Source organism: Sphingobium phenoxybenzoativorans (assembly GCF_018286635.1).
GTDB lineage: Bacteria > Pseudomonadota > Alphaproteobacteria > Sphingomonadales > Sphingomonadaceae > Sphingobium > Sphingobium phenoxybenzoativorans.
This window is the reverse complement of the sequence record NZ_CP073910.1, coordinates 3601370-3617755: the sequence shown is the minus strand read 5'-3', so window position 1 is coordinate 3617755 and position 16386 is coordinate 3601370. Positions and strand designations below refer to the sequence as shown.

Below are 16386 nucleotides of genomic sequence, written 5' to 3'. Positions count from 1 at the left end.
ATGGATATCCTGTTCATTGGATTTTCACCTGAAATGTCACGACGCGGGTCGTGGGCTGATCAATGTCGCCAAGGGCGACAAGGATGGAGGAACCTTCGAAACGGCCATTGTCGGCATCAGCGGCGTCGCTGAGCGATGCGCCGTCAATTTTGAGCGATCCGGGCAGATAGGTCGTGCCCGCGGGAATGGGGTCGGCCAGTTGCGCGGCGGTCAGCCGCGCGGACGAGCGGGTGACGACTTCCAGCCGGTAGGTGATCGTCGCGCCCGACACGGGGGAGGAAGTTCCATCGGGCGCGACGACCTGCTGCGACTTGACGACGCTGGCGTCGGCCTCCGTCGCAGTGAAAGGGGTTTCCGCTGCGGCGGCTGCGGATGTCGATCCGACGACTGCGTCAGTGCCATTGTCGCCACGCCCTGCGAAGGTCGTGCCGGGTGCGCCGGCGCCCGTGGCGGATTGGGCGTGAAGCGAGATGACGCCCGCGCCGGCCTGGTTCGACGCGGGGATGATGACGAGCAGTTGCAGGGTCACGCCGGGGCCAATTTCCGGCGTTGCTCCGCCCGCGCCTATGGCGGTATCGATCGCCGGGTCGAATTCGCCGTTGCGGTCGGCATCGATGAACAAAGTGCCGGCGGGCAACGCCGCGCCGCCCGCCGTGGCGCTCAGGACAAAGGCTTCACTGCCATTGCCGCTGTTGGTGAGCAGGAAGGGAATGCCGCGATCCGCCTCTCCGGTCGATACCTCAACCGTGCCTGTGCCCAGCGCCTGTAGTCTGACATCCAATATCTCGCCAACGCGCGTGGCGACCAGATTTGAGGAAATGCTGGCGTTCTCGCCATCCACGGAGAAATGGAGCGATGCGACATTGGTGATCTGGGCGCCGGCCGACGCCTGTGCGCGGGCCGGGGAGGCGGCGCACAGCAAAAGGGCTGCGCAGAATGCCGAAGCATGCGCCCTTTGCCGCCATTTCCCTGTTATAACCGCCCGCATTCAATGTTCCCGCTGGAATACCGGGGAATGAAGGGGCTTTCGGAGTTAACAAATTCAGCAACAATCGGAACGAAAAGGGTACAGTTCGACTAACGTCTAGTCCGCCGTTCCTTTTTCACGGGGGATTATGCGCTCCGGTTGAGGCTTTCGAGGACCTTGCGAGCCGCTTCATGGGCGGCCGGAAGGGCCGTCAAATCTCCGTGATCGACCGTGGACCATTGCTTGCTGAGGGCGGCAAATCCCATGGTGCCCGCCATGCCCGCAATATTGTGCGCGATACGCCCGATATTCTGTCCCTCGTCCAGAGCGTTCAACGCCTCCGTAAGCGACCGGGCGAAACCGGCAAACAGCGAAGCGGCGCGCTCCCGCCCGGCCAGCCGGACCATCCGATATTGCGGGTTTTCGGCATCACGGAAGGGATGGTCCGACACAGGCCCGCTCCAATTTTCCAGCATGGCCATGAACCGGGCCTGGTCCAACGGTGGATCGATCCGATCGTTCATGCCGCCCACAGGCTCAAAATCGGCCTCCGCATACAAGATGGCGGGTATTCCAGCCGCGAAACCAGGTAATGCGCGTATTTCGGTAATCGCGGCGGCTATGGTTTTTGCGCCCGCAGCGCCGTCCAGCAGGATGATCGCCGCGCCGTCCTTCGCATGGGCCGCCGCAGCCTCTATATCCGAAGCCTGCAGGCACGACCATCCGAAGGGCGCCAATACGCCAGTAATCCACTGCTGCAGGGCGTCGTCACGGCTCAAGACGGTAAGCGCGCTTTGCTGGCTCATTGTCGCCTCAAAATCACCAGTAGTGCCATTCTGGTTCGATCTGCTTGATTAATCCTCGACAGGCGTTCGTCAAGGGAGCATGTTTTTGAAAAAGCGGCACTACCTGCTGAGGCGGTCAAAAATATGGTGCGTGAGGGGCGAATATTGTTGGCGGATGATCATCCGCTGGTCCGTGAAGGATTGCAGATAGCAATTCGTGCGCGCTTTCCGGGCATGATTGTCGATGCGGTCGACAGCATAGAGGCGGCGGAAACCGCAGTGCGCGCGCACAAAGCCTATCGATTGATGCTGCTGGATTACCGGTTACCTGACAGTGACGGCTTTTCCGGCTTCTTCCGGATGCAGCATGTATTGGGCACGACGCCCATCGCCATCATTTCCGCCCATGATGAGAAAGCGATTGTCACTGCCGCGCGCGCCATTGGCGCCGCCGGCTTTCTTTCCAAAACCCAGCCGCTCGATGAATTGGCGCGATCCATCGAAACCCTGTTGAATGGAAAGATCGTTTTCCCTGCGAATCTTGGGACGACAGGGGACCTCACAAAGCTGAAGGAACGGATTGAGAGCCTTACCACCGCCCAGATGCGCGTGCTTTCAGCGCTCGCTCGCGGGCATCTCAACAAACAGATTGCGGGCGACCTGGATCTTTCCGAAGCAACCATAAAGGCACATTTGACCGCAATATTCAGGAAGCTGGAGGTTAATAACCGGCTTCAGGCGATGTTGGCGGTTCGAGCCTTCTTCAATCCGGAGGACAAGGGCACGTGATGATGGCCGGTGGAACGCCTAATCTCTGGCGTAATCTGCTTGTGGCCGCTCTTATCTCGATTGCACTCGTTTCGACTGCGTTATGGTTTGGCACTGAATATCGGCGCACAGCGGATACGACCGCTGCCGTCAATCTGTCCTTCCGGCAGCGGCTGGCCATTGAATCGGTCTTTTCGGAAATGAAGGACGGAGAAACCGGTCAGCGCGGCTATGTCATCACCGGTAATCCCGATTTCCTGCAGCCCTATAATAAGGCGCTCCGCGAAATGGACGGTACGCTGGCCAATCTGAGCCAGTTGCTGAAAAACGAGCCGGGAACGGCGCGAGATCTCCAGATATTGCGCCAATTGATCGAGCAGAAATTTGTCGAGATGAAGCGGGTCATCGACGTCAGGCAGCGGCAGGGGCTAAATGCTGCGGCGAGCGTGGTCATGGATGGCCGCGGCAAGCAGCTTATGGACTCGCTGCGTACGCATGTGTCCAAGATGGTGATGGCAAGGAATGCGGCGCTTGCGCAGGATCTGGAATCGGAAAGCAACCGGACGGTCCACACCCTTGAAATCATATGGGGTGGTGTGGCGCTTGCCTCATTAGCTGCCTTCATCATTGCCTATATGCTGTGGGCAAGCCGCCGGGACAGCTATACCGCGCAGCGGCAAGCGATGGATCACCTGACCCGCCAGACCGCGATCTTCAAGAATACGCCAAGCCCGGTGATATTGATCAATCCCAGCGGCAGCATGGAAATCCTCAATCCAGCGGCTGAACATCTGTTCGGTTATCCCTCCACGGACCTTTTGCGCAGGGATATCTCCATCATCGCCAATATCGCGCCGGGAGAGGGGGCCTTTCTGGACCGGCTGGGCGTTACCGGCGATCATATAGCCGAACCCTCCCGCCCGAATGTCGGGGCGCGTAGAAGTGATGGCAGCGTCGTGCCTGTGGATATCACGTTGGGCGTCATGCCTCTGGAGGATGGCATCCATATCGTCGCATCGTTCAGCGATATTTCCGAGCGAGAGAAAATCGAACGGATGAAGGACCAGTTCCTGTCCACAGTAAGCCATGAACTTCGCACGCCGCTTACGTCCATTGTCGGCTCTTTGGGTCTGCTGCGCGGCGGTGTCGCGGAGGAGCTTGCGCCAGGCGCGCAGCGATTGGTGGTCATCGCGGAGAGCAATGCGAACCGGCTTATCCGCATCGTGAACGATCTGCTGGATGTGGAGAAACTACAGTCCGGCCAGATGACGTTCGATTTCCAGCCGCTTGATCTGCGGACGATCGTGGAGAAGGCGGCGGATGCGATGCGCGGTCTATCGGCCACGCGGAATATCCGCATAGAGATTGGTGAGAGTGATGGTCCCGTCATCGTTCGCGGCGACGGCGATCGCCTTATACAGGTTGTTACCAATCTGGTGTCCAATGCCGTAAAATTTTCTCCGGAAGGGTCCACTGTCTCGGTGCTCTGCGGAACGCAGGGAAGCCATGCAAACATCAGGGTCGCGGATCAGGGGCCTGGCATTGAACCCGGTCTCAGGGAGCGTTTGTTCACCCGCTTCGCTCAGGGTCTGGGCTCCTCGACCTCCGCCACGCAGGGTACGGGCCTTGGCCTGGCGATTTCGCGTGAGATTGTGCGGAATCATGGCGGCGACATCTGGCTGGAGGATGCGGCTGGCGGAGGAAGCGTCTTTGCCTTCAACATTCCTCTATGGAATGTTCTGACCGGGCAGGAGGACCTGAATGGTGCTCCCCGCCTGCTGGTCTATGCCGATGCGGTCGGCGCAGAAACGATAAGCGCTGGTTTCGCCGAGCGTGAGATCCGCGCGGATGCCGTCAGTTCACCGGAGGCTGCTCTGGCGGCGATTGAGGGCCGGTCCTACGTCGCGATGGTCCTGGATTTTCAGTTTGCCGCTGATGACGCATTGCCCCTTCTGGGAGTGATACGGTCGCATCCCCGCGCCCGGAATTTGCCGGTCATCGCGATCTCCAGCGAAGATCCGCCGCTGGAGGCGGCGCAGACAGCCTCGCTCGACATTATCGACTGGATAGAAAAGCCGATACAATCTGCGCGCCTGAGTGACGCAATCGAATCCGCTATCAAGCGCACCTCCGGGCATATCCCCCTGGTATTGCATGTCGATGATGACAGCGATCTGCTGGAAATCACCGCCAAGGCGTTGAGCGGCCTTGCGCGGATAGCCCAGGCGACGGACGTGGCCTCCGCCCGCGCATTCCTTGCGGAGCACCGGGTGGACATAGCGATCATAGATTTGGCCCTGCCGGACGGATCGGGTCATGATATATTGGCTGATCTGAACGCGCGGCAGGGGCCTGCGACGCCCGTCATCATCTATTCCGCACAGGATGGTGGACTGGCGCTGGCGCGGGATGTTGAGGCGGTGCTGACGAAATCCAAACGCTCGTTGCCAAATCTTGTCGAAACTGTGCTGTCTATCGTGGAGCGTCGGAAGGGAGAGGAGGGCCTATGACTGAACGGCTGAAAATCCTCTATGTGGATGATGAACCGGATATCAGGATCATTGTGGAAATGGCGCTGGGGCTGGATGAGGCCATGGACGTCAAACTGGCCGAATCCGGGTATGAGGGGCTTGAATTGCTGGGTCGCGATGGCTGGATTCCCGACATTGCGCTGATCGACATGATGATGCCCGGCATGTCCGGCATGGATATGCTCGGCGCGATGCGGGCGCGGGAGGATGTTCGCGCCGTACCCGTCGTTTTCGTGACGGCAAGCGCGCGGCAGGACGACATGAAGCGCTATGTCGATGCCGGGGCGATCGGTGTGATAAGCAAGCCCTTTGACCCTATGAGCTTGGCAAGGACCGTGCGGGAATATTCCGAGCGGTAGCAATTGGGCGCTACCCGTGCCCGAATGAGCGGGTCGCCGACCGGCTTCATGACCCAAGGAACAATATGGCGTTTGGAGGCAGTGTCCTATCGACGGGCGCTGCCTTCGTTCGTAAGGGGGAGGGCCAGGGGAGGAGCAGTAAGGATAATGATGAAACCGGCCGATAGTTTGCCAGCAATTCTCTGCCTGTTTTCAGGCTTTGCCGTTTCTTGCTCCGCAATGGCTCAGGAGCCGGTCGATACAAGCTCGGACATCGTGGTTCTTGGCCAGGGCCTGCCTCTGCCCCCCGGCACGCCCGCCTATGGGTCAGTGACAATAGATCGTGATCGATTGACCAATTCCGCATCCGGCCGGATTGAAAGCGTGCTGGGCGATGTTGCGGGCTTCCAGCAGTTCCGCCGTTCGGACAGCCGTTCGGCCAACCCGTCGGCGCAGGGCGCGACCTTGCGCGCCCTTGGAGGCAATGCGTCCAGCCGTACCCTGGTGATTCTGGACGGTGTTCCGATGGCCGATCCTTTCTTCGGCTATATCCCGTTCAGCGCGTTGGTCCCCGACCGGCTTTCCATGGTGCGGGTGACGCGCGGTGGTGGGGTCGGCGCATTCGGCGCCGGGGCGGTTGCCGGATCGATCGAGCTGGCGAGCGCCACGCGGGAGGAGCTTCCCACGGTATCCGGCAGCGCCTTTTACGGCAGCAAGGACGCGACCGAAGTTTCGGCAAGCTTCACGCCCGATGTCGGCAACGGCTTCATCTCGCTGTCGGGCCGGTGGGACCGCGGCGATGGCTTCCTGACAACACCGCGCGATCAGCGCGTCGCCGCCACCGCGCCCGCCGCCTATGATGGCTGGTCGGTCGGCCTGCGCGCCGTCGCACCGCTCTCGCCCGATATGGAAGTCCAGTTTCGAGGCCTTGTCTTTCATGACGACCGTACGCTGCGCTTCGCAGGCGCGGACAGTATGAGCCAGGGCCAGGATGGCAGCATCCGCTTCGTCGCGCGTGGGCCGTGGAAGGTGGATGCCCTAGCCTATATCCAGGCGCGCAACTTCAGCAACATCGTCATCAGCTCGTCAACTTTCCGTAAGTCGCTCGACCAGCGCAACACGCCTTCGACGGGTCTGGGCGGCAAGATTGAAATCCGGCCGCCCGTCGGTGATGCGCATGTCCTGCGGGTGGGCGTCGATACGCGCCTGTCGAACGGCGATATGTATGAGGTCGCCTATAACGCCAATCTCGCGGCCAATCCGGTGACGGCGCGCCGCCATGCGGGCGGAAAGCAGAGCACCACCGGCTTCTTCGTCGAGGATGACTGGACGATCGGCCGCCTGATCCTGACCGGCGGTGCGCGCGCCGACCGATGGACGATCACTGACGGCTTCTTCGAAACGCGCAACCCGGCCGGAACCGTCACCGGCGATACGCGCTATGCCGACCGCAGCGACTGGCAGTTCAGTGGCCGCGCTGGCGCTCTGTTTCGGCTGAGCGATGCGGTGGCGCTGCGCGGTGCGGGCTATACCGGCTTCCGGCTGCCGACCCTCAACGAACTCTACCGCCCGTTCACGGTCTTTCCGATCACGACGCAGGCGAACGCGGCGTTGGTGCCGGAAAAGCTGAAGGGCGTGGAGGCTGGCGTCGACCTGACGCCGGTAAAAGGCGTGACGCTGGGCCTCACCGCCTTCTATAACCGGCTCGACAACGCTATTTCCAACCGGACGATTAACGCGACGACCCGCATCCGCGAGAATGTCGACGCCATTGTCGCCAAGGGCGTGGAGGTGACGGCGAGCGCGCACCTGACGCCGGCCCTGTCTCTGTCGGGCTCCTATGCCTACAGCTACAGCACCGTGAAGGCGCCGGGGCAGTTGTTCAACGGTTTCACGCCCCTGCAAAGTCCGCGCCATGCCGCCAGCGCGACTATCGCCTGGCAATCGGAAACAGGACCGTCTCTCTCAACCACGCTACGCTATGTGGCGAAGCAATATGAGGATGACCTGCAGACCGACATATTGCCGGATGCATTCACGATGGATGCTGTTGTAAAACTGCCGCTCGGTCATGGCATGGCCCTGACGGCGCGTGGAGAGAATCTTTTCGACGCGACTGTCGTGACGCGCAATGTCGGAGGATCAATGGATCTGGGCACGCCGCGCACATTGTGGATTGGTTTTGGATTTTCTTATTAGGCCAGGAGTAGCAGCAGCAAATGTCCGAAAATCTTTTTCCAGTGCCCGCAGAATGGTCCTCTGGCACTTCGATGACGAAGAATCGCCGCGCTGCCGATCATGCCCGTTCGCTTGACGATGGTGAGGGCTATTGGCTGGAGCAGGCGCGCCGTCTCGATTGGGTGACGCCGCCGTCCAGGGCGAATGAGAGCAGCTTTGCCGAGGGCGATTTCGGCATCAAGTGGTTCGCCGATGGCGTGCTTAACGTGTCCGCCAATTGCATCGACCGGCATCTGGCGACACGCGCTGATGACGTTGCGATTATCTGGGAGCCGGATGATCCCAGCGAAACGCCGCGTATCTTCACCTATCGCGAGCTTCATGAAAATGTCTGCCGTTTCGCCAATGTGCTGAAAGGCGCGGGCGCGAAGAAGGGCGACCGGGTTACCGTCTACATGCCGATGATCCCGGAGGCCGCCTTCGCGCTTCTCGCCTGTGCGCGCATCGGCGCCATACACAGCGTCGTGTTTGGCGGGTTTTCGCCGGAAGCGCTTGCCGGCCGGATTACGGATTGCGATTCCAATATCGTCATCACCGCCGACGAAGGCCGGCGTGGTGGCAAGAAGGTTCCGCTGAAAACCAATGTCGACGAGGCGCTGAAGCATTGCAATTCGGTGCGGAAGGTGATCGTCGTGAAGGCGACCGGCGGCGCGATTGCAATGGAGCCGGGCCGCGACTTATGGCTTGACGAAGAAACCGCAAAGGTTTCTTCTGAATGCCCCGCTGAACCTATGTCCGCCGAGGACCCGCTCTTTATCCTGTATACGTCCGGTTCGACCGGTAAACCGAAAGGCGTCCTGCATACGACTGGCGGTTACCTGCTATGGGCGAGCCTGACGCATGAGCTGTGTTTTGATTACAGGCCGGGCGACGTCTACTGGTGCGCGGCCGACATTGGCTGGGTGACGGGCCATTCCTATATCGTTTACGGTCCGCTTGCGAATGGCGCGACGACGTTGATGTATGAAGGGTTGCCGAACTGGCCGACGCCAAGCCGCATCTGGCAAGTCGCCGAACGGCACAAGGCGCATACGGTGTTCACCGCGCCGACCGTGCTGCGCGCGCTTATGAAAGAGGGCGATGATTTCGTTACCTCGGTGGACCGGTCGTCGATCCGCCTGCTCGGCACGGTGGGCGAACCGATCAACCCCGAAGCCTGGCGCTGGTATCATAGCGTTGTGGGTGAGGGGCGCTGCCCGATCATCGACACCTGGTGGCAGACCGAGACAGGCGCAGCGATGATCGCGCCGATGCCCGGCGCGACCGATCTCAAGCCGGGCAGCGCAACATTGCCCATGCCGGGCGTCGAACCACAGATCGTGGACGGCGATGGCAAAATCCTCGATGGCGCCTGTGAGGGCAACCTCGTCATCGCCCGGTCGTGGCCGGGCCAGATGCGGACGGTCTATGGCGATCATGATCGATTCTTCCAGACCTATTTTTCGACTTTCCCCGGCAAATATACGACCGGGGATGGCGCGCGGCGCGATGCTGACGGCTATTACTGGATCACCGGGCGGGTCGATGATGTCATCAACGTGTCCGGCCATCGCATGGGCACGGCCGAGGTGGAAAGCGCGCTGGTGCTGCATGAGACTGTCGCGGAGGCCGCTGTGGTCGGCATGCCGCACGACATTAAGGGGCAGGGCATTTACGCCTATGTGACGCTGAATGCGAATGAGGAGCCGAGCGAGGAGTTGCGCAAGGCGCTAATCAAATGGGTTCGTACGGAAATTGGCCCAATCGCAACGCCGGATGTCGTGCAGTTCGCGCCAGGCTTGCCCAAAACCCGTTCCGGCAAGATAATGCGGCGGATATTGCGCAAGATTGCGGAGGGTGAAGTCTCTCCGCAAGCGCTGGGCGACACCTCGACTTTGGCCGATCCGTCGGTTGTCGATAATCTGGTGGCGAACCGTGTAGGTTAGGAAATGAAATGAAAGTAGCGGCGCCGATTGTGCGCCGCTACTTGATGCTTCCTATTTTCTGGGCGCAACTCTCGCCCGCAGGTTATTTCCCTTTGGGAGCCTTTGCGGCGATCGCCTCTATCTCGATAAGGAAATAGGGCCCGGCCAGCCCCGCCACCTGAACCGTGGAGCGGGCGGCGAGGTTGGGATTTTCCGCCGTTCCGAAAAATTCCTTATAAGCGGCGTTGAACCCGGCAAAATCCATCTTGCCTCCCAGTTTCGGGTCACCGGCGACGAACACGGTCAGCTTCACGATGTCGGACATGGAATAGCCGATTTTCGCCAGCGAAGCCTTTATCTTGGTGAAGGTGTTGACGGCCTGGGTATGCGTATCGCCGAACGCCTCGAAACTGTCGGTTTTCCCCTCCTCGATGGGGGAAGCAATCGCGCCGCTGAGGATCACGATTTCGGAATTGGGCGGAATGGTCACGCCGTCAAGGATGATCGCGGGTGGCGGATTGGTATGCCGTTCAATGCCCGCGGCTAAGGCTTGGCCCGCGAATGCCAGTTGGCCGGCCAGTGCCGCTGCAACAATATATGCCTTCTTCATCCTAAAAACTCCTTGCCGGGTTTGGGCGGCTCAGCATCATGCTGCCGCCGCGGTTCCTTTCACATGGCCAGCGATACCGGCGATGGCGCGGTGAGCCGAAAGAATGGCCCCCTCCTGCCATCCGGTAAGACGGCTTAGCCAGTCCGCCGCGAACCAGACTCGTCCGTCCGGTTCGTTAAGTTGCGCGTAGGCAGCCTGGGCATCCGGCAAATCGGTCTGGCCAACGCAGCCCAATTGATACGGTATCTGCGCCCAGTTGATGTAGATCGGCTTTGTCAGGTCGCCGCCATGACCGGGATGAAGAATTTCAACTGAACGGCGAGATTCTGCGAGCTTGCCGCTCATGTCGAGCTTCCCGAATGGCGTGAGCGAACCGTCATCCTCTCTTTCAAGATTGAAGCCGGCAACGATTACGCCTTTGTCAGAGAAAAGCTTCGCGCTGGGATACCAAACCAGGTCCACCATCTCCTTCAGGAAAGAGATACCGCCATAGATGTTATTTTCCTTTTCCCAGAAACGCGGCGCTTCCCACGCCACCTTGTAAAGCGCATTCGCCTTGATCGCAGTGGCGGCGGCGATCGTCTGGCGAGAAAGGCCCTTTACGCTTTTCAGGATCGGCGCGGGCATGGTGCATATGCAGAAATCGGCGTGCAGCTTTACCGGTTTGCCGCTTTGGGTGCAGGTTACCTCCACACCCCGGGCGGTGTTCCGGATCTCGCTCACCGGGGACTCATAGCGGACGATATCGCCCAGCGACGCGGCAAAGGCGTATGGGATGCGGTCCATGCCGCCGACCGGCTGGAACATCGTCGCCTGCCAATCAATATGTTCCTCGTAAAATTCCCCTTTGGTCATGTCGGCTTCAAGCAGTTCCGACAAAGGAATAGGCGTGTGGAATTTCTGCTGGACCGGTCCAGCGCCGCGCGCGACCGCATATCCGCCGCGCTCTGTGCCCTTATATTTCATGTCCGCGTCAAGGTCGCCGAAGCCCTTGACCAAATAGCGCAGCTTCTTCAGCTCCTCCGGCGTCATGAGGTCGTCCAGCGTGTGCTGATCGATGGCCTTGGCCAGCAACTCCGCAAGATGCCCGCGCGTGTCATGCATCACCCGGCGCTGTTCAACGGGTTTGCCGCCATTCATCGCGGCCGACTGCATCAGCGCGGAGCGGGATGTGTTGATCTCAACTTCAAGTTCGACGCCCAGTTCGGAACAATATCCCAGCACATGCTTGTGGATGGACGGCAGGCGGGCCGGCCCCATGTTGAAATAATGCCCTTCGTCCCACGAACATTCCTGTTTCGTACCGTCGATGAATTCGACCGTCGTGCCTTTGCGCGCTGTCCAGTTGCGTCCGCCGGGGCGCTTTGCAGCCTCCAGCACGACAGGTTCGAATCCCGCCTTGCGCAGTTCATAGGCAGCGGTCAGGCCCGCTATTCCGCCGCCAGCAATGACGACTTTGCGCCCCTTGCCGAAATCGGCGGGCATCGACGGCAGCGTCGATGCCTCCGCGCGCGGGATCATGCCCAGAGCCTGCATGGCGGAAAAGGTTGCGGCATAGCCGCCAGCGATGGCGACCTGGTTCAGGAAATCGCGGCGGGTGATGCTCATGCGCCCACCCCCCTGAAAAGCTTTTCCGCCTTCTTGTCGGCGACACCTGTCTGCTTGGATGGAATCATACCCGTTACGCCCCTCGAACCGGTTGATACAGCGAGGCTAGTGCGTGGTTAATGAGCGGTCAAGCAGCAGCGAGAATGGTGATTTCCTCCTTAAAACATCATGTCCGTAACGGCCGCAACGGCGCAATGAGCGGATCGATTTCGATGCCGGGATTTGTTACGGCCTCCGCGTGGATGATATAGAGCAACTCACCGAGAGACAGCGCGACTGCCTGCGTCTGGTCGTTTCCGGGCATAACTCGAAGGGCATTGCTCGCCTGTTGGGCATTTCACCTCTCACCGTTGACCAGCATTTGAAAGCCGCGATCAAGACATTGCGCGTTTCGTCACGGGGCGAGGCCGCGCGAATGCTGGCGGCTTATGAAAATGCGCATCCCCAGACTTCGGGTAGCCAAGCGGCACCCATTGCCCAACCCCTCCTTTCCCCCATTATGGACCCATCTGCTGGGGGCGAGGGTGGACAGGAAATGCGGCGGTCGCCGGTTCCTTTCCTCCCTCCCATAGGGGGAGACCGTCATGACCTGACCATCAATCAGAAAATATTCGCAATACTGCGTGTTGCGGTGATCTCTGCCGGCTCTGTCGGCGCTCTGGTCGCCGCCGGGTATTGGATCAACTACATGGTTTCTTGATCCGAAACCCATCCAGACCACCACATCGTCGATCCATTTGACGTGCCGATGCGTCGGCGCGAGGGAGAATTTGCATGCCTCAGATCCAACGGGCCAATCGTTCGGCCAAGAGCGAACTTCACCTGGATTATCGCCGTGGAAAGGCGCTGACTGATCAGATCAAGACTATCTACGCAAACCTGGACGCCGCCGTCGTCGAGACCCTCCGGCTGAATGCCAATATGATCGAAACCGCCCGCGACATTGGACTTGCGCCCGAAAAGGGGCAGAAGCTTTTCAACGGCCTCAACAAATGCGCGTCGACCATGATCGAGAGCCGCGAGGAGTTTATCACCGCCCATCGCACGGCGACCGGCATACGCATGCAGACTAATCAGGCGGAAACCGACTGGGGATGCTTGCCCCCGCCGAACAGCCAGGTGAATGAACCGCATCTGCAGGCTGTGGCATAGAGGATAATTCGGCTTGACCGGCTCGGCATATCATGGTCCGGTCAAGCCGTGATCGTCGCAATCGCTTTCACCATCGCGGTGGTCGTTTCGTGCCTCTACGTCGCCCTTTATGGCGGGCGGACGGGACGATGGGGCGGCGGCATCCTGCTGTCGACATGGCCCATGTCCTGGGCGCTCAGCAAATTGATGCCATCCTACGGCAAGGCCATCCCTGTGCTTTTCCTGGTGGATTTGATGGTATTTATCGGCCTGCTCGTCATAGCTCTCCTGAGCACGAGGCGGTGGCCGATCTGGTGTGCTGCGTTTCAACTCAACACGGTTGCGGCGCACCTCGCCATCATGCTGTCGCCAGTGGTTCTCGGTCAGGCCTATTACGCGATGATCAGCATATGGGGCGTACCCATGCTGTTCGTGATGGTGGTCGGCACATTGCTGGACCGTCGCGCCGAACTCAGGCGCGCATAGGCCGGGTCGCCAAAGTTTAGAAGGATAATGAAGTGGATATCGGTAATCCCGCGCAAATTGCGCAGGCCAGAGCGCGTCTGCGCAATTTGCTGGACGATATGGACAGCATCTCGCGCGAGGGCGGCGATGGCGACCGGCGGTCGAAAATCTTCACAGATGGCGAGGGCAGCAATCTGGCGCTTGTCGCGCGCCGGTTGCTGAAGGAAAGCGATCTGCGGGGCGCGTTTTTCGGTCCCGCATCCTTCTCTGATCCCGCCTGGCATATCCTGCTCGACCTTTTCGTCGCCGCGGCCGAAAGGAAACGGGTGTCCGTCAGCAGTCTATGCGTTGCCGCGCGGGTGCCCTCCAGCACGGCGTTGCGCTGGATCAAACATCTGACTGACGCGGGATTGATCGGCCGCACGGCCGACCATGAAGACCGCAGGCGCTTTTTCATCCACATTGAGCCACAGGCATTTGCCGATATGGCTGCCTATCTTGCCCGCATTTCTGGCGGAACTTCGCCGGTCACTCAGGAAATGGCGGCTCCCCGCCAAGGCTGATGATCGCGAGGCTCAGATGCGAGGCCGCCAGATGTTCGCCCATGCTGTCCAGCATGGCCAGGGCGTCGAGCATCAACGCTATCGCCTCCGCCCGCCGGGCGATGTCCGCCACTTCCGGCTTCGCGCCGCCTGTGGTGTCGTTAGATATTGCCATCCCCACCATTTGGCGGAACTCCATGGTCGCTGACGCCGGATGGGGATGGCGTTGCGCGCCGGACCGGTTTCCGAGTCATCTTTGGTATCCTTATAGTGCGCAAGAACCATGTCGGCGCGCCGAAAGCAATGAGACGATGGTCGACGTTGCAAACTGGGTCACTATTGCCGCCCGGCTTGCGCCATATGCGTAAGTGAAGGTCTTCAGGACTGGATAGAGGATGGCGTTCCTGATCTTGACGCCAGCCAGCGTCCGGACCGGGCGCGGCCGGCGCGTGGAACGGAACAGCTATCTGAATGCTCCAATGCCTGTATAGTCTCGCCTGACGGCAGCGTCAGCCACAGGCGGCATGGCCTTTCATGGTGAAGCCCATGACCGCCGTCAGAGCCAGGGCAGATTGACGAACAGATAAAGCGCATTGCTGACAATAGTTTAACCGGTATGGTGAGTGCTGCAGGCAATCGAATGGAGCAACGGCCATGAAAAATTATCCCATAAAAGCCGTTGTGGCCGTGATGGCGGCAGCCCTGGTTTGCGGCCCCGCCTTTGCCGAAACACAGTATGTGCGGGCCGGCAGGATGGTCGACACGGAAAAGGGAGAGGTTCTGACCGACCGCCTTATCCGTATTGACGATGGCCGTATCGTTTCCGTTACGCCCTATACGCCTCCGCCTGCAGGGGCGAAGCTTGTCGACTGGTCCGCCTTTACCGTGTTGCCTGGTCTGATCGATATGCACACGCATCTTGCCGATTGGGGGCAGACGAACAACGTCGCGGAGCCGTTGCTCCACAGCCAGCAGGAAATCGCCTATGTCGGCGTCCGCAATGCGCGCGCTACGTTGATGGCGGGCTTTACGACAGTGCATGATGTGGGCTGTTTCCGGGCGTTCAGCGATGTTGAACTGCGCAAAGCGATCAACCGGGGCGACGTAATGGGTCCGCGAATGAATGTGGTCGGCGCCTATGTCACCGTTCCGGGCGGCGGCGGTGAAGTGACCGGTTTTGCCCCGGACGTGAAAATTCCCGACGATATGCGCGTGGGTGTCGTTACCGATGCCAATGATACGCGGCTGAAGGTCAATTATCTGTTCCGGCATGGCGTCAACTCAATCAAGCTGATCGCCACCGGGGCGGTTCTTGCGGAAGGGACCGAGCCTGGCGTGCAGGAACTGACGGACGAGGAGATGCGCGCCGCCGTTGACGCCACGAAGGCGAATGGCGGCTGGGTTACAGCCCATGCGCATGGGGCGGAGGGCATCAAGGCCGCCATCCGTGCGGGCGTCCGCGCAATCGAGCATGCGTCGCTGATCGACGATGAGGGCATCGCTCTGGCAAAAGCCAAAGGCGTGTTTCTCGACATGGATGTCTATAATGGCGACTATATCAATGAAATCGGCGCCAAAGAGGGATGGCCGGAGGATCATCTCCGCAAAAATCGGGAAACCACCGATGCGCAACGCGAGGGATTCCGCAAGGCTGTGAAGGCCGGCGTGAAGATCAGCTTCGGCACGGATGCCGGCGTCTATCCGCACGGCCTAAATGCCCGTCAGTTCAAATATATGGTCCGGTACGGCATGACGCCGATGCAGGCGATCCAGGCGGCGACGGTGGTCGCGGCGGACCTGCTGGAATGGTCTGCCGATGTGGGGGCCATCGCGCCTGGCCGTTATGCCGACATGATTGCCGTCGCCGCCGATCCTTTGGCGGATGTCGGCGCGCTCGAACATGTCGATCATGTCATGAAGGGCGGTGAAGTGGTGCGCTGACCGTAGCGGGCCGCCGTCAGGAAAAGCGTTTTAACAGGGTGAGAAGGCTGTCGACGCCCTGACGCGATCCTGCCTGATGATGCGTCATCGCCTTATCCAGAACCTTTTCGACAAAAGCGGATTCGCCTTCAAAGGCGAGCGCCCAGCCGCCAAACTGTCTTTCATTGAGAACCCTGACGCTTAACGTCGTCACATTCCTGTGCCGCGCATCATTCCTGATGCTGGCTTGCAGCGCCGAAATGCTGTCGAATGGCCCTTCCAGAAATTGCACGAACCGCGTCCCGGAAAAGAGCAGCGCTCCTGTGACGTCCAGTGTCGCATTGCGCGAACGCGAGACTTTAATGATGGCCTCTATCGCTGAAGGCGTCTCGCCGAAACTCAAGGTGCTTTCGCTGATATACAGCCATGAATTCAGACCCGTGCGCATGCCGGCACCATAAGGAACGGCATTGAAAAATCCAGATCGGTTCGCCTTACGACGAATGTCTAATTGCCTCTTTTTTTGCAACGCAGCATTCGCACAAATGGTTAACGCCATCGTAACGCGGAAGGGGCGAG

General features: G+C 60.0%; 16 protein-coding genes. 10 read left to right on the top strand and 6 right to left on the bottom strand.

From position 1 onward, the window contains the following. Positions 1-13: 13 nt before the first annotated feature. Both KFK14_RS17950 and KFK14_RS17945 read right to left on the bottom strand, forming a co-directional pair. Entirely contained in the window at positions 14-988 is a 975-nt protein-coding gene (locus KFK14_RS17950; protein WP_212608626.1) for a hypothetical protein, read from the bottom strand. Positions 989-1113: 125 nt separating this feature from the next. Then, complete coding sequence (locus tag KFK14_RS17945) at positions 1114-1773, bottom strand: Hpt domain-containing protein (RefSeq protein ID WP_212608625.1); 660 nt, start codon at positions 1771-1773, stop codon at positions 1114-1116. Between the two features lie 123 nt (positions 1774-1896). On the opposite strand from KFK14_RS17945, the gene KFK14_RS17940 reads away from it, so the two are divergent. The 5 genes from KFK14_RS17940 to acs all read left to right on the top strand — a co-directional run bounded on the left by KFK14_RS17940 (position 1897) and on the right by acs (position 9552). Continuing rightward, positions 1897-2541: a response regulator transcription factor gene (locus KFK14_RS17940; protein ID WP_246524692.1), complete on the top strand. Its 645-nt coding sequence runs from the start codon at positions 1897-1899 to the stop codon at positions 2539-2541. After that, positions 2541-5030, top strand: a complete 2490-nt coding sequence (locus tag KFK14_RS17935; protein ID WP_246525064.1) for a CHASE3 domain-containing protein — start codon at positions 2541-2543, stop codon at positions 5028-5030. The genes KFK14_RS17940 and KFK14_RS17935 overlap by 1 nt, the downstream gene beginning before the upstream one ends. Further along, positions 5027-5410 (top strand): response regulator, encoded by a 384-nt coding sequence (locus KFK14_RS17930; RefSeq protein ID WP_212608623.1) that lies wholly within the window; start codon positions 5027-5029, stop codon positions 5408-5410. Before KFK14_RS17935 ends, KFK14_RS17930 begins: the two co-directional genes overlap by 4 nt. Before the next feature lie 219 nt (positions 5411-5629). Next, the gene (locus tag KFK14_RS17925) at positions 5630-7588 is read left to right on the top strand and encodes a TonB-dependent receptor plug domain-containing protein (protein WP_425516691.1); all 1959 of its coding nucleotides are present in this window, start codon (positions 5630-5632) and stop codon (positions 7586-7588) included. Positions 7589-7608: 20 nt separating this feature from the next. Beyond that, on the top strand, positions 7609-9552 hold the full coding sequence (gene acs / locus KFK14_RS17920) for an acetate--CoA ligase (RefSeq protein ID WP_212608622.1): 1944 nt from the start codon (positions 7609-7611) through the stop codon (positions 9550-9552). 82 nt (positions 9553-9634) lie between these two features. Here the strand turns inward: acs and KFK14_RS17915 are convergent, their stop codons facing one another. Together KFK14_RS17915 and KFK14_RS17910 are read right to left on the bottom strand one after the other, a co-directional pair. Then, positions 9635-10141 carry a RidA family protein gene (locus KFK14_RS17915; protein ID WP_212608621.1) on the bottom strand — a complete coding sequence of 169 codons (507 nt, stop codon included), beginning with the start codon at positions 10139-10141 and terminating at the stop codon, positions 9635-9637. Positions 10142-10177: 36 nt separating this feature from the next. Further along, a complete protein-coding gene (locus tag KFK14_RS17910) occupies positions 10178-11749 on the bottom strand; it encodes a flavin monoamine oxidase family protein (protein ID WP_212608620.1) in 1572 nt (523 codons plus the stop codon). 238 nt (positions 11750-11987) lie between these two features. Here KFK14_RS17910 and KFK14_RS17905 point away from each other — a divergent pair, with 238 nt between their 5' ends. From KFK14_RS17905 to KFK14_RS17890, 4 genes are all read left to right on the top strand, one after another. Continuing rightward, positions 11988-12449, top strand: a complete 462-nt coding sequence (locus tag KFK14_RS17905) for a helix-turn-helix domain-containing protein (protein ID WP_212608619.1) — start codon at positions 11988-11990, stop codon at positions 12447-12449. Between the two features lie 74 nt (positions 12450-12523). Further along, positions 12524-12901, top strand: a complete 378-nt coding sequence (locus KFK14_RS17900) for a hypothetical protein (RefSeq protein ID WP_070155133.1) — start codon at positions 12524-12526, stop codon at positions 12899-12901. A 48-nt stretch (positions 12902-12949) separates the two neighbouring features. Next, on the top strand, positions 12950-13366 hold the full coding sequence (locus tag KFK14_RS17895; RefSeq protein WP_212608618.1) for a hypothetical protein: 417 nt from the start codon (positions 12950-12952) through the stop codon (positions 13364-13366). A gap of 32 nt (positions 13367-13398) precedes the next feature. Then, positions 13399-13908, top strand: coding sequence for a MarR family transcriptional regulator (locus tag KFK14_RS17890; RefSeq protein WP_246524691.1), 510 nt, complete (start codon positions 13399-13401; stop codon positions 13906-13908). Here the strand turns inward: KFK14_RS17890 and KFK14_RS17885 are convergent. Continuing rightward, positions 13874-14071, bottom strand: coding sequence for a hypothetical protein (locus KFK14_RS17885; RefSeq protein ID WP_246524690.1), 198 nt, complete (start codon positions 14069-14071; stop codon positions 13874-13876). The genes KFK14_RS17890 and KFK14_RS17885 overlap by 35 nt on opposite strands. Positions 14072-14541: 470 nt before the next feature. Here KFK14_RS17885 and KFK14_RS17880 point away from each other — a divergent pair, with 470 nt between their 5' ends. Continuing rightward, complete coding sequence (locus KFK14_RS17880) at positions 14542-15828, top strand: Xaa-Pro dipeptidase (RefSeq protein WP_212608617.1); 1287 nt, start codon at positions 14542-14544, stop codon at positions 15826-15828. Positions 15829-15844: 16 nt separating this feature from the next. Here the strand turns inward: KFK14_RS17880 and KFK14_RS17875 are convergent, their stop codons facing one another. Then, on the bottom strand, positions 15845-16366 hold the full coding sequence (locus KFK14_RS17875; RefSeq protein WP_212608616.1) for a BLUF domain-containing protein: 522 nt from the start codon (positions 16364-16366) through the stop codon (positions 15845-15847). Positions 16367-16386: the final 20 nt, after the last annotated feature.

What these genes read in the sequence shown, in the direction of transcription:
- KFK14_RS17935 (WP_246525064.1), top strand. Translation starts at nt 2,541, where the DNA reads ATGATGGCCGGTGGAACGCCTAATCTCTGGCGTAATCTGCTTGTGGCC.
- KFK14_RS17900 (WP_070155133.1), top strand. Translation starts at nt 12,524, where the DNA reads ATGCCTCAGATCCAACGGGCCAATCGTTCGGCCAAGAGCGAACTTCAC.
- acs (WP_212608622.1), top strand. Translation starts at nt 7,609, where the DNA reads ATGTCCGAAAATCTTTTTCCAGTGCCCGCAGAATGGTCCTCTGGCACT.
- KFK14_RS17875 (WP_212608616.1), bottom strand. Translation starts at nt 16,366, where the DNA reads ATGGCGTTAACCATTTGTGCGAATGCTGCGTTGCAAAAAAAGAGGCAA.
- KFK14_RS17880 (WP_212608617.1), top strand. Translation starts at nt 14,542, where the DNA reads ATGAAAAATTATCCCATAAAAGCCGTTGTGGCCGTGATGGCGGCAGCC.
- KFK14_RS17940 (WP_246524692.1), top strand. Translation starts at nt 1,897, where the DNA reads ATGGTGCGTGAGGGGCGAATATTGTTGGCGGATGATCATCCGCTGGTC.
- KFK14_RS17925 (WP_425516691.1), top strand. Translation starts at nt 5,630, where the DNA reads ATGGCTCAGGAGCCGGTCGATACAAGCTCGGACATCGTGGTTCTTGGC.
- KFK14_RS17950 (WP_212608626.1), bottom strand. Translation starts at nt 988, where the DNA reads ATGCGGGCGGTTATAACAGGGAAATGGCGGCAAAGGGCGCATGCTTCG.
- KFK14_RS17915 (WP_212608621.1), bottom strand. Translation starts at nt 10,141, where the DNA reads ATGAAGAAGGCATATATTGTTGCAGCGGCACTGGCCGGCCAACTGGCA.
- KFK14_RS17885 (WP_246524690.1), bottom strand. Translation starts at nt 14,071, where the DNA reads ATGGTGGGGATGGCAATATCTAACGACACCACAGGCGGCGCGAAGCCG.
- KFK14_RS17930 (WP_212608623.1), top strand. Translation starts at nt 5,027, where the DNA reads ATGACTGAACGGCTGAAAATCCTCTATGTGGATGATGAACCGGATATC.
- KFK14_RS17910 (WP_212608620.1), bottom strand. Translation starts at nt 11,749, where the DNA reads ATGAGCATCACCCGCCGCGATTTCCTGAACCAGGTCGCCATCGCTGGC.
- KFK14_RS17945 (WP_212608625.1), bottom strand. Translation starts at nt 1,773, where the DNA reads ATGAGCCAGCAAAGCGCGCTTACCGTCTTGAGCCGTGACGACGCCCTG.